This window comes from Streptomyces sp. NPDC045968, from assembly GCF_056430475.1.
On sequence record NZ_JBWKLF010000008.1, the window covers coordinates 129,784 to 146,869 of the forward strand.

Here is a 17,086-nt window from a genome sequence, read left to right on the forward strand (position 1 = left end):
CGTTCGAAGTCGCAGGCCCGCCCGGCGTTCGAGGCCGCGGCCTTGTCGGCGGGCGGGCGTCAGTCCCGTGGGGGACGGCGCCGGTCGTGGGGCTCGTCGGGACCGCGCCGGCCATGGGGCTCGTCCTGCGCCGGGTACGAGCGGGTCTCCTCGTTCTCGTGACGGCTCGGACCCACGTACGGGTCCGTCTCCCGCTCCGGCCAGGGAGACGTCTGCGCGGCGGGCCCCGGCTCCTGCGTGGGCGGCCACGTATCCGGATGCTCCGACCCCGGCGCCGCATACGGCTCCGGCCGCGTCCGGGCCGGCCGCCCCGACATCAACAGCGCTCCCAGCAGCAGCAACAGCCCGCCCACCCCCGCGATCGCCACCCCCTGCTGGAGCCCGGAACCCTCTCCGCCCACCGCCAGGCCGCCCGCCTGCTGGCCCTGGCGGATCATCCACAGCACGGTGAAGCCCAGTACCACCACGCCCGCGAGCGCCACCACGATCCGCGACCGGAGCAGCACCCCGGCCACGGCCATCACCGCGGCGACGAGGAACGGCAACAGGATCGAGAGCAGCACGGCGGACCCCGCGGCTGTGATGCCCTCGAACAGGTCCTGGACGCGGTAGTCGCGCCCGAGCCTCCCCTCGTACCAGTCACGGAAAGGGCTCACGACGGCGGCCGCCGCCCCCACGAGCGCGATGACGGAGCCAAGGACGTTGCGGATCATCAGCGGCCTCCCGCGGAGCGCGCGGCGCGCGCCGGCCGGCGTACGCACCTCTCCGGAAGTCCGACGCTACGCCGGGCCCAACACGCCCGCGACCGGAGCCGATCACCCTCCCAGGGGATCCGGCGGGCCTCCCCGGGGGCGGGCGGCGCGGACGATGACAAGACCGTGACAGGGTCATGACCGGGCTGACGGTCGTGGCCGGAATGCTGTGCGTTACGGTGTCGCGCGGTCCGCTCGACGGCCGAAGGACGTGTCACCAACGCAAGGGGGGCTGCATCGATGATGCGGCGACGTATGAGGTTCGCGGCGGTACTGGTCGTGGTGGTGCTCGCGCTCACCGGATTCTCGACCTCCAGCAGCGGAGGCAAGGGCGGTGGCAAGAGCCGCAGCGGCAAGAGCAGCGGCTCGGGCGGGGGCGGCTGCTCCAGCTCCAAGAAGAGCAACAGCGACTACGACTACGACGACGACGACTACGACGACTCGTCGAGCAGCTCCTCCGGCGGCACCGACTACGGCACGCCGACGCCGGTCTCCACGGCGACGGACGCCCCCGAGGTTCGCGTCATCCGCTGCGCCCAGGCCCGCAAGGGCAAGCGCAGGGCCGTCACCTCGTCCGTCGTCCAGATCAGGTCCACGGCGTCCGGCACGGCGAAGACGTACGACATCGAGGTGACCTTCCTGGACGCCCTCGGGAACACCGTCGACACCGGCGAGACCACCACCGAGCTGGCGTACGGCGACGTCAAGAGCCTCACCGTCCGCATGGACAGCCCCCGCAAGGTGTCCAAGGTGAAGAAGTGCCAGGTCACGGCGGAACCCCGCTACTGACCGGGGCCGCCAGCCCCCTCACCGCAGCCGGTACGTCCCGTCCGCGCCCCCGCCTCCGCCCCGCTTCACGAACAGTTCGGCCTGCCGCTCCGGCGCCAGATTCCCGAGCGCGATCAGCTGCGGGGCGTGGGCCAGTGCCTGCGTCCGCGCCGCCTCCTTCGCCGACCACACCGCCCGTACCGTGCCCTGGACCGCGGCCGACGGGTACGCGGCGATGACGGCCGCCGCCCGGAGCGCCGCGGCCACCGCGCCGCCGACCGGTGTGACCTCGCTGACCAGCCCCGTCTCGTACGCCCGCCGGGCCGTGACCCGTTCGGCGGTGCCCATCAGCGACATCCGGGCGACCTCACCGAACGGCATCCGCTGTGCCATCGAGATCGCCTCGTACGCGCTGACCATGCCGTACGTCGTGTGCGGGTCGAAGAAGGTCGCCTCCTCGGAGGCGATGACGAACTCCGCCTCACCCAGCAGATAGAACGCCCCGCCGCACGCCATCCCCTCCACCGCCACGATCACGGGCTTCCACAGATCGTTCGCCTTGGGCCCGATCGTGAGCAGGGGATCGTCGATGGAGTACGGGGAAGGGGGCTGCGGAACCTCCGCCCCCCGGTCGATCCCGGTACAGAAGGCACGCCCGCCCGCCCCGGTGAGGACGACGGCGCGCACGCTCTCGTCGTACCGGAACTCCCGCCACACCGCCGCGAGTCCGGCCGCCGTCGCCAGGTCGATCGCGTTGAGCTTCTCCGGCCGGTCGAGGGTGACGAGCGCGACCCCGGTCCCCTGATCCGTCTCCGTACGCAGCACCGCCGCTCACCGCTCCAGCAGCCAGCGGACCACGGTCACGCCGCGGGCGTCGGGAGCATCGGGACCGGCCGGGCAGAAGACCGCCTTCACCGCTGCCCCGATCCGCAGTCTCTCCGGATCGACGGAGTTCAGCGCCGCATCCGGGCCGCTCACCACATTCCCGACCAGCCGGATCTCCGGGGCCTCGGCCAGCTCCACGACGACGGCGTTGTACGGGGCCTGTTCGGCGTACGCGGGCAGCAGGGGCGGATGCGGCACGACGTACGACCAGATCCGCCCGCGCCCGCTCATCAGCCGCCACTCGCTGTCGAAGGACTGGCAGCGCGGGCAGCAGGGCCGGGGCGGGAATCGGAGCGCGCCGCAGCCGGGGGCGGCGCAGGACTGGACCCGGAGCTCGCCGCGGGCCGTGTACTCCCAGAAGGGCGCCCCGTCCTCGTCGGCGACGGGCACGAGCAGGGAACTCATCTCAGCTCCTCAGCAGGACGGCGGAGGTGGGGACGCCCTCCCCGGCGGTGACCAGGCAGGTCGCGGCGTCGGGGACCTGGGCGGTGGACGTGCCGCGCAGTTGCTTCACGCCTTCGGTGATGAGGTTGAAGCCGTGCACGTACGCCTCGCTGAGCCCGCCGCCGCCCGTGTTGATCGGCAGCCGGCCGCCGGTCTCCAGCGCGCCGCCCTCCGTGAACGCGGCTCCCTCGCCGCGCCCGCAGAATCCGTAGCCCTCCAGGGAGAGCGGGATGAGCGGGGTGAACGCGTCGTAGATCTGGGCGACGTCGACATCGGCGGGCCCGAAGTCGGCCTGCTTCCACAGCTGCCGGGCCGCCGTCCACGCCGGTCCCGTGAGCGGGTCCTCGTTCCAGTAGTTGACCATCCCGTGGTGCTGGGCGGGGAGGCCCTGGGCGACGGAGTGGATGTGGACGGGCTTCTGCCGGCAGTCGCGGGCGCGTTCGGCGGAGACGATGACGCAGGCGAGCGCCCCGTCCGTCTCCAGGCAGTTGTCGAAGAGGCAGAGCGGCTCACTGATCCAGCGGGAGGTCATGTACATCTCGCGGGTGAGGGGCCGTTCGTACATCACCGCGGCGGGGTTCTGGTTGGCGCGGTTGCGGCAGGCGAGGGCGACGTTGAAGAGGTGGTCGCGGGTGGCCCCGTACTCGTGCATGTAGCGCCGCGCCAGCATCCCGATCTCGTCCGCCGGCCGCAGCAGCCCGTACGGCCGGGTCCACTGGGCGGGAGTCGGCAGCTGGACGGCCGTGTTCTTCCAGGGCCGGGGCCCCGAGCCGCGCTTCCGTGACCGCCAGGCGACTCCCACGCTCGCCTGGCCCGTGGCGACGGCCGCCGCGAGGTGTGCGATCGTCGCGCACGAACCTCCGCCGCCGAAGCCGACCTTGCTGAAGAAGGTGACATCGCCCGCCCCGATGGCCTTGGCGATCTCGACCTCGTCGGTCTCCTCCATCGTGTACGAGGCGAAGGCGTCGACCTCCGAGGCCGCGATCCCGGCGTCGTCGAGGGCGGCGACGATGGCCCGGCAGGCCAGCGTCTTCTCGCTCTCGGGGAGTTGTTTCGCGAAGGCCGTCTGTCCTATGCCGGCTATCGCTGTCACGTCTTTGAGCGTCGCCACCGCCACCTCCGGGACCGTCATGACTGCTGACAGCGGCAGAGGCTACAGCTAATCTGACGGATAGTCAGCTACCTGCGTACAGGAGGGCCCGAGATGCGCGGCGACGAGGAATGGTCCACCATCCCGGAGCTCGTACGGGCGGCGGCCGAACGGTACGGGGAGCGCGAGGCGGTCGTCGAGGGCCGCACCCGCGTCTCGTACACGGAACTCGGCGAACGCGTCGAACGGGCCGCGGCGGCGTGCATGGCCTCCGGCGTGCGGCCGGGCGACCGGGTCGCGATCTGGGCGCCGAACACGCTGGACTGGATCGTCTCCGCACTCGGAGCGGTCACGGCGGGCGCGGTCCTCGTCCCCCTCAACACCCGCTTCAAGGGCACGGAGGCGGCGCACATCCTGCGACGGAGCCGGGCGAAGCTGCTGTTCGTCACCGGCACCTTCCTGGGTACGTCGTACGTGGCGTCCCTGCGCCGGTCCGAGGTCCGGCTGCCGGCCCTGGAACGGGTGGTGGTGCTGGCGGACAGCGCCCCGGACGACTATCTGACCTGGAAGGACTTCCTGGCCGCGGGGGAGGGGGTGTCCCCGGCCGCGGTACGGGAACGGGCGAACGCGATCACTCCCTCCGCCCCCTCCGACATCATCTACACCTCGGGCACGACGGGCCGCCCCAAGGGCGCGGTCATCACCCACGGCCAGACGCTGCGGTGCTACGCGATCTGGAGCGACCTGGCCGGCCTCCGCGAGGGCGACCGCTACCTCATCGTGAACCCGTTCTTCCACACCTTCGGCTACAAGGCGGGGATCATCGCCTGCCTCACGCGCGGCGCCACGATGGTCCCGCAGCCCGTCTTCAACGTGGACACGGTCCTCGCGAACATCGCCGCCGAACGCATCTCGGTCCTGCCGGGCCCGCCCACGCTCCACCAGTCCCTGCTGGACCACCCGTCCCGCACCGCCCACGACCTCTCGGCCCTCCGCCTGGTCGTCACCGGCGCCGCGGTGGTCCCCCTCCAGCTGGTCGAACGCCTGCGCTCGGAACTGGGCATCGCGACCGTCCTCACGGCGTACGGTCTCTCCGAGGCGAGCGGCATCGTCACGATGTGCCGCACCGGCGACCCGGCGGACGTCATCGCCTCCACCTCGGGCCGGGCGATCCCCGGCACGGAGGTACGCGTCCTGGCGCCCCCGGGCGCCCCCGGCGAGATCCTGGTCCGCGGTTTCCACGTCATGGCGGGCTACTTCGAGGACCCGGACGCGACGGCCGCGACGATCACCCCGGACGGCTGGCTCCGCACGGGCGACATCGGCGTCCTGGACGCCTCGGGCAACCTCCGCGTCACGGACCGCATCAAGGACATGTACATCGTCGGCGGCTTCAACGCGTATCCGGCGGAGATCGAACAGCTCCTGGGCCTGCACCCGGACATAGCCGACGTGGCGGTGATCGGAGTCCCGGACCCCAGGCTCGGCGAGGTCGGCAGGGCGTACGCGGTCCGCCGCCCGGGCAGCACCCTCACCGCGGACGACCTGATCGCCTGGTCGAGACGCGAGATGGCGAACTACAAGGTCCCGAGGACGGTGGAATTCGTGACCGAACTCCCGAGGAACGCGAGCGGCAAGGTGCTGAAGGGGGAGCTGCGGGGGAGGGGATAGACGGCGCCGCGCGCCAGGGCACCGGGACGCCGACGGGCACCCGCGGCGCGGGCCCGCACGCGGAAATGCAGCGGCCGCGACGGCTCCCCCTCCGCGCCGCCGCGGCCGCTCCCCGTGCGGGTCAGGTCTTTACGGGAGCGGCTTGAACGGCTCCGAGGTGGCGTGCTGGTCCAGAGTGGTCAGCTCATCGCCCGTGGCGTGCTGGTCCTGTGTGGTGATCGGAGTCTCCGGCTCACCCGTGGCGTGCTGGTCTGCCGGCTTGAGGATCGGGTCCTTCTTCACTGCGTCGGCCATGGTGGTGAACTCCGTCTCTGGTGCGGTAAGCGATGGGTTGGTGAGGCCCGTCCGGCTGTTCCCCCGTGGACTGCCGGACGGGCCTCTCGGGGCCGCTCACCTTAGTGGTGTGGCCGCCTGTCCCCCCGTCTGCCCCCCGACGCGACGGATTGACTAAGAGGAGAGTGGCGCGTGGCGATAAACGAACGATGAACGCGCCGTTCGTCAGGCGGCCGAGGCGGGAGCCAGGAGCGACCGCACGTCGTGCGCTTCCGGAGAACCGAGCTCCTCGTAGATGCCGAGCGCTTCGCGCCAGCACACCTGGGCGCGTCCGGTCTGTCCTATGCCGTCAAGTGCCCGGCCGAGCACGGTCAGTACGTTGCCGCGCCGCCACTCACCTCCGATGCCCCGGAGAACCGTGAGCGCCGACTCCGAGTACTGGGCGGCCTGCGCGGAGCGGCCGGAAGCGATGTCGACCTCCGCCAGGCGGAACAGCGTCATGCCCTCCCACAGCCGCTGGCGGCTGTCACGGAAGACTTCGAGAGCATCGTTGAGCTGGTCTGCCGCGGCTGAGAGCTGCATGCTCTGCGTGAGGGCGAGGCCCAGCGCGTATCGGCCGTTCGCGCCGCGCAGCGCATGGCCGAGCGAGTCGTAGATCTCGATCCCCGAGCGCGCCAGAGTGATCGCGCTCTTCGTCCGCCCGGTGGCGAGATGGATGCGCGACAGATTGCAGAGTGCGCTTGCCTCGCCCGGACGGTTCCCGTCGCTCCGGAACGCCTCGATGGCCTGCGTCAGGAAGTCTTCGCCGTCGTCGTGACGGTTCTGGTAGAGGGCGATGATGCCCCGGGCATTGGACGCCCAGCAGGCCGGCAGCGGATCGTCGACGATGCCGGCCAGCCGCAGGGCCTCCTGGGCCTCGCGATCGGCGTGGTCGAACCGACCCGCCAGCTGGTGCACGTTGGCCAGGGACATGACGGCCCGCCCCTCCGCCCTGGGGTCACCGCACCCCCGTGACGCCTCCCGGACCGTGAGCGCCGCCGCTTCGTACTGCTTGGAGTTGGCGCCCGACTCCCCCAGGTCGAGAGCGGCGTACAGGAGATCGACGGCGCGGCGCAGAGTGGCAGGCCGTGACGCCGCCTGGCCCACGCACGCGAGCAGATTGGTCGCCTCCGTGTAGAGCCAGTCCAGGGCCGCGTGCCGGTTCGCGAACGAGAGCCCCGGGTACGCCGTCGCCTCCAGGTGGTCCACGAGCCGGTCTCCTGGCCGCTCCAGCGCGTACACGCCCGCCGCCGTCGCCAGATAGAAGTCCAGCAGCCGCGACAACGCCAACTCCCGCTCCACCGGCGGCTGCTCGTCGCGTTCCGCGCATGCGCGCGCGTAGAGGCGGACCAGGTCGTGGTAGCGGTAGCGGCCCGGGGCCGCCGATTCCAGGAGGGACGTGTCGACCAGGGCCTCCAGGAGGTCCTCCGTCGTGTGGGGCTCCAGGTTCAGCAGGGCCGCGGCCGCCGCCAGGGAGATGTCCGGGCCGTCCGCGAGGCCCAGCAGGCGGAACGCGCGGGCCTGGGCCGGTTCCAGCTGGCCGTAGCCGAGTTCGAAGGTGGCCTTCACCGCGAGGTCGCCCGCCTGGAGCTCGTCCAGGCGGCGGCGCTCGTCGGCGAGTTTGGCTGCGAGCACCGAGACCGTCCAGGTGCGGCGTGCGGCCAGGCGGGAGGCGGCGATGCGGATGGCCAGAGGGAGGAACCCGCAGGCGGCGACCACGTCCAGGGCCGCGTCGCGCTCCGAGTTGACGCGTTCGTCGCCGACGATGCGGGTGAACAGCTGGAGGGCCTCCTCGGGGGACATGACGTCCAGGTCCACGAGGTGCGCGCCCGCCAGGTCGACCATGCGCACCCGGCTGGTGACCAGCGCCGCGCAGCCCGCCGTGCCGGGAAGCAGGGGACGGATCTGGGCCGCGTCGTGGGCGTTGTCCAGGAGGACCAGGATGCGGCGGCCGTCCAGGGTGGAGCGGTACAGCGCGGCCCGCTCGTCCAGGGAGTCCGGAATCGAGGAGTCCGGAGTGCCCAGGGCGCGCAGGAACGCGCCGAGAACCGTCTCCGGCTCGGCGGCCCGCCCACCGGCGCCCTGGAGGTCCACGTACAGCTGGCCGTCCGGGAAGTGCGGGCGCGCCTCATGGGCGACGTGCACGGCGAGCGTCGTCTTGCCGACGCCCCCGATGCCGGCCAGCGCGGAGACGGCCATGACGGAGGCCTCGGCGGTGGCGAGCCGGTCGCCCAGTTCCCGTACGAAGGAGGCGCGCCCCGTGAAGTCCGGCACCGTCGCCGGGAGCTGCGCCGGGCGGACCGCGGAGGGCGCCGGGGCCGGCTCGTCGGGCGGGCGGGCCAGCTCCTCGTCGGCCGTGAGGATGCGCTGCTGGAGCTGGGCCAGCTCGGGGCGCGGGTCGACGCCCAGCTCCTCGGCGAGCAGCCTGCGCGTGTCGGCGTACACCGCGAGCGCCTCGGCCTGCCGGCCGCTGCGGTACAGGGCGACCATCAGCAGTTCGCGCAGCCGCTCCCGCAGCGGATGCGCGGCGGTGAGCGCGGTCAGTTCGGAGACGGCCTCCGCGTGGCAGCCGACCTCCAGGTCCAGGTCGAGCCGCGTCTCGGTGAGCTGGAGGCGCCACTCCTCCAGACGGGTGCGCTGGTTCTCCGCGTACGGCCCGGGCACGGAAGCGAGCGCCTCGCCGTCCCACAGGCCCAGCAGCTTGTTGATCAGCGCACGGGCCCGGTGCCGGTCCCCGGCCACCCGGGCCTTCTCCGCCTCGGCGGCCAGATCCTGGGCGAGGGTGACGTCGAGGGCGTCGCGGCCGATCCGGATCGCGTACCCGCCGGACTCGCTGACCAGGGTGTCCTGGCCGAGGATCTTGCGGAGCCTGGAGGCGTAGGTCCGGATCGTGGCGAGCGCCTGGGACGGCGGGTCCTCGCCCCAGAACGCGTCGATGAGCTCCGCCGCCGTCGCCGTCCGGCCGTCGCGCAGGAGCAGCGCCGTCAGGAGGGCCCGTTGCTGGGGTGAACCGGAGGGCAGCGCCTCCCCGCCGCGCCAGGCGCGTACGGGTCCGAGCACGGCGAAACGCAGCGCGCCGCCGGAATCCCCGCTCTGCGGCGCACGCTGCTCCGGAACGCGCACGCGTGGCCCGTGGTCACGGTCCATTGATGCCCCCTGTCCTGCTCGCCCCGCCGGTCCTGCCCGTCACGCCTGTTCGGTATGCCCGCCTGTGTGGTGATGTACGGCGTGCACCCGGATCGCTCCTTACCACTGGTATCGCGGTCAACAGTCTGCCTTGCTTTGGGCCGAGTCGTCAGCAGTGGGTGACGCTCTGCACAACCCCTCGACAACGATTCGGAACCGGCGGCCCGCACAGATAGCTGACGGTTCGTCAGATCGGCGCTACCGTGGAACGCATGGAGACCTTCCCGAAGATCATCTCGGTGGACGACCACACGGTGGAGCCCCCTCATGTCTGGCGGGACCGGCTCCCGTCCAAGTACGCGGACTCCGGTCCGCGGATCGTCCGGGCACCGCTCAGGGAAATGACCTTCCTGGGCGGAAAGTTCGCGCCCGTCATGGGGGAGAAGGGCGACGACGGGCCGATCGGCGACTGGTGGGTGTACGAGGATCTGCGCCGCCCGCTCACCCGGCTGGACACCGCCGTCGGCTACGACCGCGACGAGATCAAGCTTGAGGTCATCACGTACGAACAGATGCGCCCCGGCTCGTTCTCGGTGCCCGAGCGGCTGGCCGACATGGACGTCAACCACGTCCAGTCCGCGCTCTGTTTCCCGACGTTTCCGCGCTTCTGCGGTCAGACCTTCACCGAGGCGAAGGACCGCGAACTGGGGCTGCTGGGCGTGCGCGCGTACAACGACTGGATGGTGGAGGAGTGGTGCGGCCCCGACGCGCGGGGCCGGCTCATCCCGCTGACCCTGGTGCCGCTCTGGGACGCCCAGCTCGCGGCGGAGGAGGTCCGGCGCAACGCCGCGCGGGGCGTGCGCGCGGTGGCGTTCTCCGAGATACCTCCCCACCTCGGGCTGCCGTCCATCCACACGGACGCGTGGGACCCGTTCCTCCGGGCCTGTGACGAGACGGGGACGGTGATCGCCATGCACATCGGCTCCTCGTCGAGGATGCCGTCCACCTCGGCGGACGCGCCGCCCGCGGTCGGGTCCACCATCACCTTCGCCAACTGCTGCTTCTCGATGGCCGACTGGCTGATGAGCGGCAAGTTCGAGCGCTTCCCCCACCTGCGGATCATGTACGCGGAGGGGCAGATCGGCTGGATTCCGTACATCCTGGAACGCGCCGACGTGGTCTGGGAGGAGAACCGGGCCTGGGGCGGAGTCGCCGACAAGGTGCACCGGCCGCCCTCCGAGCTGTTCGCGGAGCATGTCTTCGGCTGCTTCTTCGACGATCCCTTCGGGCTGAAGAACCTCGACGCGATCGGTGTCGGCAATGTGCTGTACGAGACGGACTACCCGCACTCCGACTCCACCTGGCCCCGCTCGCGCGAGGTGGGGGAGGCGCAGATGGGGCACCTGGACGCGGACGTCGTGGACCGGATCGTGCGCCGCAACGCGATCGACCTGCTCGGGCTCACCGACGACGGGCTGTGGGCGGGGGCGTGAACGCGGCGCCTCGCGGGGCGTGGACGCGGCCCGTGGGCGGGGGCGCGCACGCGACGACGGGGGCCACCGCGGGCGGTGACCCCCTTCGGGCGGGCGTCAGGCCTTCGTCACCGGCTCCTGGAGCTCCGTCACCCACGCGTCCCGGTCCGCGGGGCACTCCAGGTTGATCTCCCGGGTGTAGCCCAGCGGCCGGTACCCGTTGGCGTCCAGCCAGCGGGCCAGCGTCTGCTCGGTGGCGAGGACCCCGTCCATCGAACCGCGGTGAACGATGGTCGCCGCTTCGAACGCGGGCAGGTCGACCACCGTGACGCCGGTGTCACCGACCGGGCCGGCCGGTGCGGAGACCGTCACCCCCGCGTGCACGGTGATCGCGCCCTCGCCGGCCGGGGCGTCCTCGTACCGTGCGACACCCGGGCCCGTGGGGCTGATCCCGGCCGCCTCCAGCAGCGGGAACAGCCGGTCGTACAGCGGACCGATCACGGGGGTGATGGCCTGCGGCCGGTAGCTCGCCGCGGTCCCGGTCAGCTCCGCCACCCGTACGGCGGGCACGTGCTTGATGACGACATCGTCTGTGGACATGTGTCCCTCGCTCTCGATCGACCGGAGCCTCGCCTCGACCTGTGCCAGCCGGGCCGCGGCCTCGGACACCGCCGCCTCCAGCTCGGCGCGCCGCAGCCGCAGCATCCCGCGCAGTTCCTCCGGGCCGACCTGCTCGTCGAGGATGGCCCCCACCTGCTGGAGCGTGAAGCCGAGGTCCTTGAGCGCGATGACACGGTTGAGGCGGGCGAGCTGGGCGGCGCCGTAGAAGCGGTAGCCGGTGGCGGGGTCGGTGCGGTCGGGGCGCAGGAGCCCGATGGCGTCGTAATGGCGCAGCATCCGGGCCGACACCCGCCCGTACCTGGCGAAGTCTCCGATGGTGAACATGATGTCTCCGAGTGCACGGCCTCACACGGTGTCAAGGTCAAGGCCAAGGTCAACGTCAGGGACGAGCAGGTGGCCCCGTTCAGGAAAAAAGGCAGGAGCCCCGTTCCCCGCCGAGGCGGAGGAGCGGGGCTCCTTGGGTACTGCTATGCCGGCCGCGATCGACCGACCCGGGCAACTAGGCCGGGGTGACGTTCTCAGCCTGCGGACCCTTGGGTCCCTGAGTGACGTCGAAGTTCACGACCTGGTTCTCCTCGAGGGAGCGGAACCCGGACGCGTTGATCGCGGAGTAGTGAACGAAGACATCCGGGCCGCCGCCGTCCTGGGCGATGAAGCCGAAGCCCTTTTCAGCGTTGAACCACTTGACGGTTCCGGTAGCCATAAGCCCTCCTTGGGCCAAAGGGTTGCCCTGCTCCAGAACCTGCAAACAAGTCTGAAAACTACAAAAGCCTGCGGGTTACATGCTCCGCAGGCTCTGTACTGCAAGGGAAACCAAACTGCAACTTGCGGCGAGCCTAGCACGCACTCTGCGGGGAGCGGTAGGGGCAAAGATCACTTCACCTGGAAGTTTGATTAGAAGCCCGGACGGGGCGACGGAGAGGGGCTCCGGGAGAGAGCGGCGGGCGACCCGGGGAGGGGCGGGCGAGTGGCCCGGCGAAGGGTGGCGGGCGCGCCCGGGGGAGCGCCCGGGACGACCCGCTGATGCCGGTCGGCGGGTACGGGTCTAGCCTCGCGATGTGGACAATTCAACCGTCTCTCCCGTCGAAGGCGACGACCGTCGCAGCCGGCCGCGCGTCGGCCACATCCAGTTCCTGAACTGCCTCCCCCTGTACTGGGGACTGGCACGGACCGGGACCCTGCTCGACCTGGAGCTCTCGAAGGACACCCCGGAGAGACTCAGCGAGCAACTGATCAGGGGCGACCTCGACATCGGCCCCGTCACGCTGGTCGAGTTCCTCCGCAACGCCGACGACCTGGTCGCCTTCCCCGACATCGCGGTCGGCTGCGACGGCCCCGTCATGTCGTGCGTGATCGTGTCCCAGCTGCCGCTGGAGCAGCTCGACAGGGCCCGGGTGGCGCTCGGTTCGACCTCGCGGACCTCCGTACGGCTGGCGCAGCTGCTGCTCTCCGAGCGGTACGGCGTCGAGCCCGACTACTACACCTGCCCGCCCGACCTCGGTCTGATGATGCAGGAGGCGGACGCCGCCGTCCTCATCGGCGACGCGGCGCTCCGCGCCAACCTGCACGACGCGCCCCGCCTCGGCCTCCAGGTCCACGACCTCGGGCAGATGTGGAAGGAGTGGACCGGGCTGCCGTTCGTCTTCGCCGTCTGGGCGGCCCGCAAGGACTACCTGGCCGCGCACCCCGAGTACGTGACCAAGGTCCACGAGGCGTTCCTGGCCTCGCGGGACGTCTCCCTGGAGGAGGTCGCCAAGGTCGCGGAACAGGCGGCGCGCTGGGAGGCGTTCGACGCGGAGCTCCTGGAGCGGTACTTCACGACGCTGGACTTCCGCTTCGGCCCGGACCAGTTGAAGGGTGTGCGGGAGTTCGCCCGGCGCACCGGCGCGACGACCGGCTTCCCCGCCGACGTGAAGGTCGAACTGCTCGGCGGCTGACCGCGCGGCCCCGAACGGCGGTGCGGGGTAAGGGTCCGGGAATGGGGGAATCCCGGGCCCTCGGGATGTTTATCGCCTTACCGTCGGGGGCGGGCCGGGGCATTCCCTTCCGGTGAATGGAGCGAAAGGGATAGGCGTCCGTCCGGTGTACCGGGGCGTCGAATAGGCGACGGCATCCGGCGGGAGTCCCGCTCACGTCCCGGTATCGACCGGATCAACGACACATTCACGCCTTTCGCCGTGGCGAAAACCGCCGTTCGTTCCCTATAGGGGTGAAATCGGCAGAACGTTTCCCTGTGACCGGGTGACCCATGCGCCTAGGCTTCGGGTCGCAGGTCGGGACGGTCCACAGGGGGAGTCCATATGCAGCCGCTGGAAGCCGGCGAACCACACACCATCGGCGCCTACCGGCTCCTCGGCAGGCTCGGTGCGGGCGGAATGGGCCGGGTCTATCTGGGACGCAGCGCGGGCGGACGTACCGTCGCCGTCAAGGTCGTGCATCCGCACTTCGCGCTCGACGAGCAGTTCCGCGCCCGCTTCCGCCGCGAGGTCGAGGCGGCCCGACGGGTCGGCGCGCAGTGGACGGCCCCGGTCCTGGACGCCGACCCGGACGCCGCCGTGCCGTGGGTGGCCACCGGCTACGTGGCGGGGCCCCCGCTGTCCCAGGCGGTCACCACGCACGGGCCGCTGCCCGAGTACGCCGTGCGGACCCTGGGCGCAGGGCTCGCCGAAGCGCTGGCCGCCGTCCACGCCGAGGGCCTCATCCACCGGGACGTGAAGCCGTCCAACGTGCTGCTCGCCCTCGACGGCCCCCGGCTGATCGACTTCGGTATCGCCCGCGCCACCGGTGCCACCGTCTCGCTCACCTCCACCGGGGTCTCGGTCGGCTCGCCGGGCTACATGGCGCCGGAGCAGATCCGCGGTCTGGACATCTCCGGTGCGGCCGACGTCTTCTCGCTCGGCGCGGTCCTCGCGTACGCCGCGACCGGCAACGCCCCCTTTCCCGGGGACTCCTCCGCCGTGCTCCTCTACAAGGTGGTCCACGAGGAACCGGAGCTGGGCGACCTGGAGGGCGAACTGCGGGACGTGGTGGCCGGGTGTCTGGCGAAGGACCCCGCGGGCCGGCCCGATCCGTCGGACCTGGCCCGGCGGCTCGCGCCCGGTGGCGCGGCGGCGATGGTGTCGTCGGGCTGGCTGCCGAACCCGCTGGTGCGTGAGGTCAGCCGGGCGGCCGTGGCACTGCTGGACCTGGAACCGCAGGACGACCCGGAGCCGTCGGGGCCCGTGCCGTTCAGCAACGCGTCGCTGGGGAATCCGGTGCTGGGTGCGTTCGGCCCGCCGATCGCGGCCGCGCCGCCCCGGCCGACCGTCCCGCCGTCGGCCGGCGTACCGGGCGGCGGCCCTGGCGGCAGCGGCGTACCCGCGCCCCGCGCCTCCGACCCCCGGTTCTCCGTCACCGTCAACGCCGACTCGCGGCCCGGCGCCCGCCGTGGCCGGCGGGTGAGCTGCACCGTCGCACTGGCCGTGGCGGGCGCGCTCGCCGCCGTGACCGTGGGCAGCGGGGTGCTGTCCGACCTGCTGCCGGACAGCAACAGCACGAAGCGGAACGAGGGCGCGGCACCGTCCTCGCCCAGCCGCTCCGCCGCACCCTCGGCGGGCGCGACGCCCGGTCAGGTGGGCGCGCTCCCGAAGGCGTTCGCCGGCACCTGGAAGGGCCCCCTGACCGAACGGAGCGGCGCCCCGCACGGCACGCTGACCGCGGTGCTCACGCAGGGGCGCAAGGGCGCGGACGTGGCACGGATGAAGGTGTCGCTCACCGTTCTCGGCACCACCGTCACCTGCCACAGCATCGGAGCGCTCTCCTCCGCCACCGACCGGGTGGTGAAGATCCGCGAGCGTCCCGACCCGGACACCCCGAGCAGCACGGGCCTGTGCACCGGCGACGCCGCCGACCTCACCTTCACCCTGACACCGGAAGGCACCCTCGCCTACCGGTCGTACGAGGAGGGCGCCGGGACACCGCGCGGCACGCTCACCCGGTCCGGCGACTGACGCCGACAGGGGCTGGCGTAGGCTGGATCGGTCCGTGGATTCGTTGTAAAACCGCCGAAAGGTGACAGCCCGGTGACCGAGAAGGCCGACCTTCAGACCGTCCTCGACCGCGCCGCCGAGGGTGGGCGGATCTCCCCGGAGGAGGCGCTCGACCTCTACCGGTCGGCACCGCTGCACGCGCTGGGAGCTGCGGCCGACGCCGTACGCCGCCGCCGTTACGCGGGTACGGAGCACATCGCCACGTACATCATCGAGCGCAACATCAACTACACCAACGTGTGTGTCACCGCGTGCAAGTTCTGCGCGTTCTACGCGGCGCCCAAGGACACGGACAAGGGCTGGACCCGCGACCTCGACGACATCCTGCGCCGCTGCGCGGAGACCGTCGAACTGGGCGGTACCCAGATCATGTTCCAGGGCGGCCACCACCCGGACTACGGCGTCGAGTACTACGAGGCGCACTTCTCCGCGATCAAGAAGGCGTACCCGCAGCTGGTCATCCACTCCCTCGGCGCCTCCGAGATCGAGCACATGGCCCGGATCTCCAAGGTGTCGGCCGAGGAGGCCATCCAGCGCATCCACACCGCCGGTCTCGACTCCTTCGCGGGCGCGGGCGCCGAACTGCTGCCCGCCCGCCCGCGCACCGCGATCGCCCCGCTCAAGGAGTCCGGCGAGCGCTGGCTGGAGATCATGGAGATCGCGCACGGCCTCGGTGTCGAGTCGACCTCCACCATGCTGATGGGCACCGGCGAGACCAACGCCGAGCGCATCGAGCACCTGCGCATGATCCGCGACGTACAGGACCGCACGGGCGGCTTCCGCGCGTTCATCCCGTACACGTACCAGCCGGAGAACAACAAGCTGAAGGGACAGACGCAGGCCACGCTCTTCGAGTACCTGCGGATGATCGCCGTCGCCCGGCTCTTCCTCGACAACGTCGCCCACATCCAGGGCTCCTGGCTGACCACCGGCAAGGAGGTCGGCCAGCTCTCCCTGCACTACGGCGCGGACGACCTCGGCTCGATCATGCTGGAGGAGAACGTCGTCTCCTCCGCCGGTGCGAAGCACCGATCCAACCGCATGGAGATCATCGACCTGATCCGCAAGGCGGACCGGGTCCCGGCCCAGCGCGCCACGACGTACGAGCACCTCATCGTGCACGACGACCCGGCGAACGACCCGGTCGACGAGCGGGTCGCCTCGCACATCTCGTCCACCGCCATCGCGGGCGGCACGGCCCACCCGGAGCTGAAGCTCCTCAGCGCCAAGTAGCAGCGGTCCCGTGCTGACGATCCACGCCGCCGACGCGGTCCTCGGCGCCCCGGAAGGGGCGGACGCCGTGGCCGTGGACGGCGGTGTGGTCGTCGCCGTCGGCCCGTACGCGGAGCTGACCGCCGCCCGCCCGCAGGCCCGGGTGCGGCGCTGGTCAGGACTGCTCACCCCGGGCCTCGTGAACGTGACGGCCACCGCCCTGCTGGAGACGGCCTACCACCCGGACCCCCGCGAGGCGGACGCCCTCGGCACCGAACCGCTGACCGGGGACGCGGTCACCGCGCTCGGCATGGACGACGCCCGCTGGGGCGCCAGCGCCCGCCGCGGACTGCAACGGATGCTGCGCCACGGCACGACCGCCGTCGCCGGAACCTTCACCCGCCCCGCCGTGCGCACCGTGGTCGCCCGCTCGGGCCTGCGCCTCCACGCCCCGCGCCCGGCGGACGGAACGGGCCGCCTCTCGCTCGACCCGCTGGCGGGCGTACGGGAGGTGGCGGACGCGTTCGCCGGGGCGCCGGCCGTCGGCGCCCCCGCCGACCTGGCGGTCTTCGCGGTCCGGGACGCGGAGCAGCTCGCCGGGGCGGGGGCGGGCAGTTGCGTCGCCACGGTCCTCGGCGGGCGCCTGGTGTTCCGCGCCTCCTGACGTACAAGCCCAAAAGGTTGAAGCCGTCCGGCCGCTGCGGG

Annotated in this window: 15 protein-coding genes; 7 read left to right on the forward strand and 8 right to left on the reverse strand. The window is 71.8% G+C overall.

The genetic code is table 11. The features are described from left to right. Window positions 1-59: 59 nt before the first annotated feature. The gene (locus AC07FA_RS23355) at window positions 60-713 is read right to left on the reverse strand and encodes a hypothetical protein (protein ID WP_479077956.1); all 654 of its coding nucleotides are present in this window, start codon (window positions 711-713) and stop codon (window positions 60-62) included. A gap of 279 nt (window positions 714-992) precedes the next feature. Here AC07FA_RS23355 and AC07FA_RS23360 point away from each other — a divergent pair, with 279 nt between their 5' ends. Beyond that, window positions 993-1,541 (forward strand): hypothetical protein, encoded by a 549-nt coding sequence (locus tag AC07FA_RS23360; RefSeq protein WP_479077957.1) that lies wholly within the window; start codon window positions 993-995, stop codon window positions 1,539-1,541. 18 nt (window positions 1,542-1,559) lie between these two features. Here AC07FA_RS23360 and AC07FA_RS23365 read toward each other — a convergent pair whose 3' ends face one another. Genes AC07FA_RS23365 through AC07FA_RS23375 form a run of 3 tightly spaced genes read right to left on the reverse strand, consistent with a single transcriptional unit; the run spans window position 1,560 to window position 3,960 of the window. Beyond that, window positions 1,560-2,345 (reverse strand): enoyl-CoA hydratase/isomerase family protein, encoded by a 786-nt coding sequence (locus AC07FA_RS23365; RefSeq protein WP_479077958.1) that lies wholly within the window; start codon window positions 2,343-2,345, stop codon window positions 1,560-1,562. Window positions 2,346-2,351: 6 nt separating this feature from the next. Beyond that, complete coding sequence (locus tag AC07FA_RS23370) at window positions 2,352-2,810, reverse strand: Zn-ribbon domain-containing OB-fold protein (protein WP_479077959.1); 459 nt, start codon at window positions 2,808-2,810, stop codon at window positions 2,352-2,354. 1 nt (window position 2,811) lies between these two features. After that, complete coding sequence (locus AC07FA_RS23375; RefSeq protein ID WP_479077960.1) at window positions 2,812-3,960, reverse strand: lipid-transfer protein; 1,149 nt, start codon at window positions 3,958-3,960, stop codon at window positions 2,812-2,814. A 93-nt stretch (window positions 3,961-4,053) separates the two neighbouring features. Here AC07FA_RS23375 and AC07FA_RS23380 point away from each other — a divergent pair, with 93 nt between their 5' ends. Continuing rightward, window positions 4,054-5,610 carry a FadD3 family acyl-CoA ligase gene (locus AC07FA_RS23380; protein ID WP_479077962.1) on the forward strand — a complete coding sequence of 519 codons (1,557 nt, stop codon included), beginning with the start codon at window positions 4,054-4,056 and terminating at the stop codon, window positions 5,608-5,610. A gap of 129 nt (window positions 5,611-5,739) precedes the next feature. Here AC07FA_RS23380 and AC07FA_RS23385 read toward each other — a convergent pair whose 3' ends face one another. Both AC07FA_RS23385 and afsR read right to left on the reverse strand, forming a co-directional pair. Beyond that, the gene (locus AC07FA_RS23385; RefSeq protein ID WP_479077963.1) at window positions 5,740-5,904 is read right to left on the reverse strand and encodes a hypothetical protein; all 165 of its coding nucleotides are present in this window, start codon (window positions 5,902-5,904) and stop codon (window positions 5,740-5,742) included. A gap of 204 nt (window positions 5,905-6,108) precedes the next feature. Then, window positions 6,109-9,069, reverse strand: coding sequence for an SARP-family global regulator AfsR (afsR, locus tag AC07FA_RS23390; protein ID WP_479077964.1), 2,961 nt, complete (start codon window positions 9,067-9,069; stop codon window positions 6,109-6,111). Between the two features lie 251 nt (window positions 9,070-9,320). Between afsR and AC07FA_RS23395 the strand changes: the two genes are divergently transcribed. Further along, window positions 9,321-10,541, forward strand: coding sequence for an amidohydrolase family protein (locus AC07FA_RS23395; RefSeq protein WP_479077966.1), 1,221 nt, complete (start codon window positions 9,321-9,323; stop codon window positions 10,539-10,541). Window positions 10,542-10,637: 96 nt separating this feature from the next. Here AC07FA_RS23395 and AC07FA_RS23400 read toward each other — a convergent pair whose 3' ends face one another. Together AC07FA_RS23400 and AC07FA_RS23405 are read right to left on the reverse strand one after the other, a co-directional pair. After that, the gene (locus tag AC07FA_RS23400) at window positions 10,638-11,465 is read right to left on the reverse strand and encodes a MerR family transcriptional regulator (RefSeq protein WP_479077967.1); all 828 of its coding nucleotides are present in this window, start codon (window positions 11,463-11,465) and stop codon (window positions 10,638-10,640) included. 175 nt (window positions 11,466-11,640) lie between these two features. After that, on the reverse strand, window positions 11,641-11,844 hold the full coding sequence (locus tag AC07FA_RS23405; RefSeq protein ID WP_003967102.1) for a cold-shock protein: 204 nt from the start codon (window positions 11,842-11,844) through the stop codon (window positions 11,641-11,643). A gap of 355 nt (window positions 11,845-12,199) precedes the next feature. Here AC07FA_RS23405 and AC07FA_RS23410 point away from each other — a divergent pair, with 355 nt between their 5' ends. The 4 genes from AC07FA_RS23410 to AC07FA_RS23425 all read left to right on the forward strand — a co-directional run bounded on the left by AC07FA_RS23410 (window position 12,200) and on the right by AC07FA_RS23425 (window position 17,045). Continuing rightward, on the forward strand, window positions 12,200-13,078 hold the full coding sequence (locus tag AC07FA_RS23410) for a menaquinone biosynthetic enzyme MqnA/MqnD family protein (protein ID WP_479077968.1): 879 nt from the start codon (window positions 12,200-12,202) through the stop codon (window positions 13,076-13,078). A 363-nt stretch (window positions 13,079-13,441) separates the two neighbouring features. Further along, window positions 13,442-15,130, forward strand: coding sequence for a serine/threonine-protein kinase (locus AC07FA_RS23415; protein ID WP_479077970.1), 1,689 nt, complete (start codon window positions 13,442-13,444; stop codon window positions 15,128-15,130). A 72-nt stretch (window positions 15,131-15,202) separates the two neighbouring features. Next, window positions 15,203-16,402, forward strand: coding sequence for a cyclic dehypoxanthinyl futalosine synthase (gene mqnC / locus AC07FA_RS23420; RefSeq protein ID WP_479077972.1), 1,200 nt, complete (start codon window positions 15,203-15,205; stop codon window positions 16,400-16,402). Window positions 16,403-16,412: 10 nt separating this feature from the next. Next, entirely contained in the window at window positions 16,413-17,045 is a 633-nt protein-coding gene (locus tag AC07FA_RS23425) for an imidazolonepropionase-like domain-containing protein (protein ID WP_479077973.1), read from the forward strand. The last annotated feature ends 41 nt before the right edge of the window (window positions 17,046-17,086 follow it).

What these genes read in the sequence shown, in the direction of transcription:
- AC07FA_RS23355 (WP_479077956.1), bottom strand. Translation starts at nt 713, where the DNA reads ATGATCCGCAACGTCCTTGGCTCCGTCATCGCGCTCGTGGGGGCGGCG.
- AC07FA_RS23360 (WP_479077957.1), top strand. Translation starts at nt 993, where the DNA reads ATGATGCGGCGACGTATGAGGTTCGCGGCGGTACTGGTCGTGGTGGTG.
- AC07FA_RS23370 (WP_479077959.1), bottom strand. Translation starts at nt 2,810, where the DNA reads ATGAGTTCCCTGCTCGTGCCCGTCGCCGACGAGGACGGGGCGCCCTTC.
- AC07FA_RS23380 (WP_479077962.1), top strand. Translation starts at nt 4,054, where the DNA reads ATGCGCGGCGACGAGGAATGGTCCACCATCCCGGAGCTCGTACGGGCG.
- AC07FA_RS23385 (WP_479077963.1), bottom strand. Translation starts at nt 5,904, where the DNA reads ATGGCCGACGCAGTGAAGAAGGACCCGATCCTCAAGCCGGCAGACCAG.
- afsR (WP_479077964.1), bottom strand. Translation starts at nt 9,069, where the DNA reads ATGGACCGTGACCACGGGCCACGCGTGCGCGTTCCGGAGCAGCGTGCG.
- AC07FA_RS23395 (WP_479077966.1), top strand. Translation starts at nt 9,321, where the DNA reads ATGGAGACCTTCCCGAAGATCATCTCGGTGGACGACCACACGGTGGAG.
- AC07FA_RS23400 (WP_479077967.1), bottom strand. Translation starts at nt 11,465, where the DNA reads ATGTTCACCATCGGAGACTTCGCCAGGTACGGGCGGGTGTCGGCCCGG.
- AC07FA_RS23405 (WP_003967102.1), bottom strand. Translation starts at nt 11,844, where the DNA reads ATGGCTACCGGAACCGTCAAGTGGTTCAACGCTGAAAAGGGCTTCGGC.
- AC07FA_RS23415 (WP_479077970.1), top strand. Translation starts at nt 13,442, where the DNA reads ATGCAGCCGCTGGAAGCCGGCGAACCACACACCATCGGCGCCTACCGG.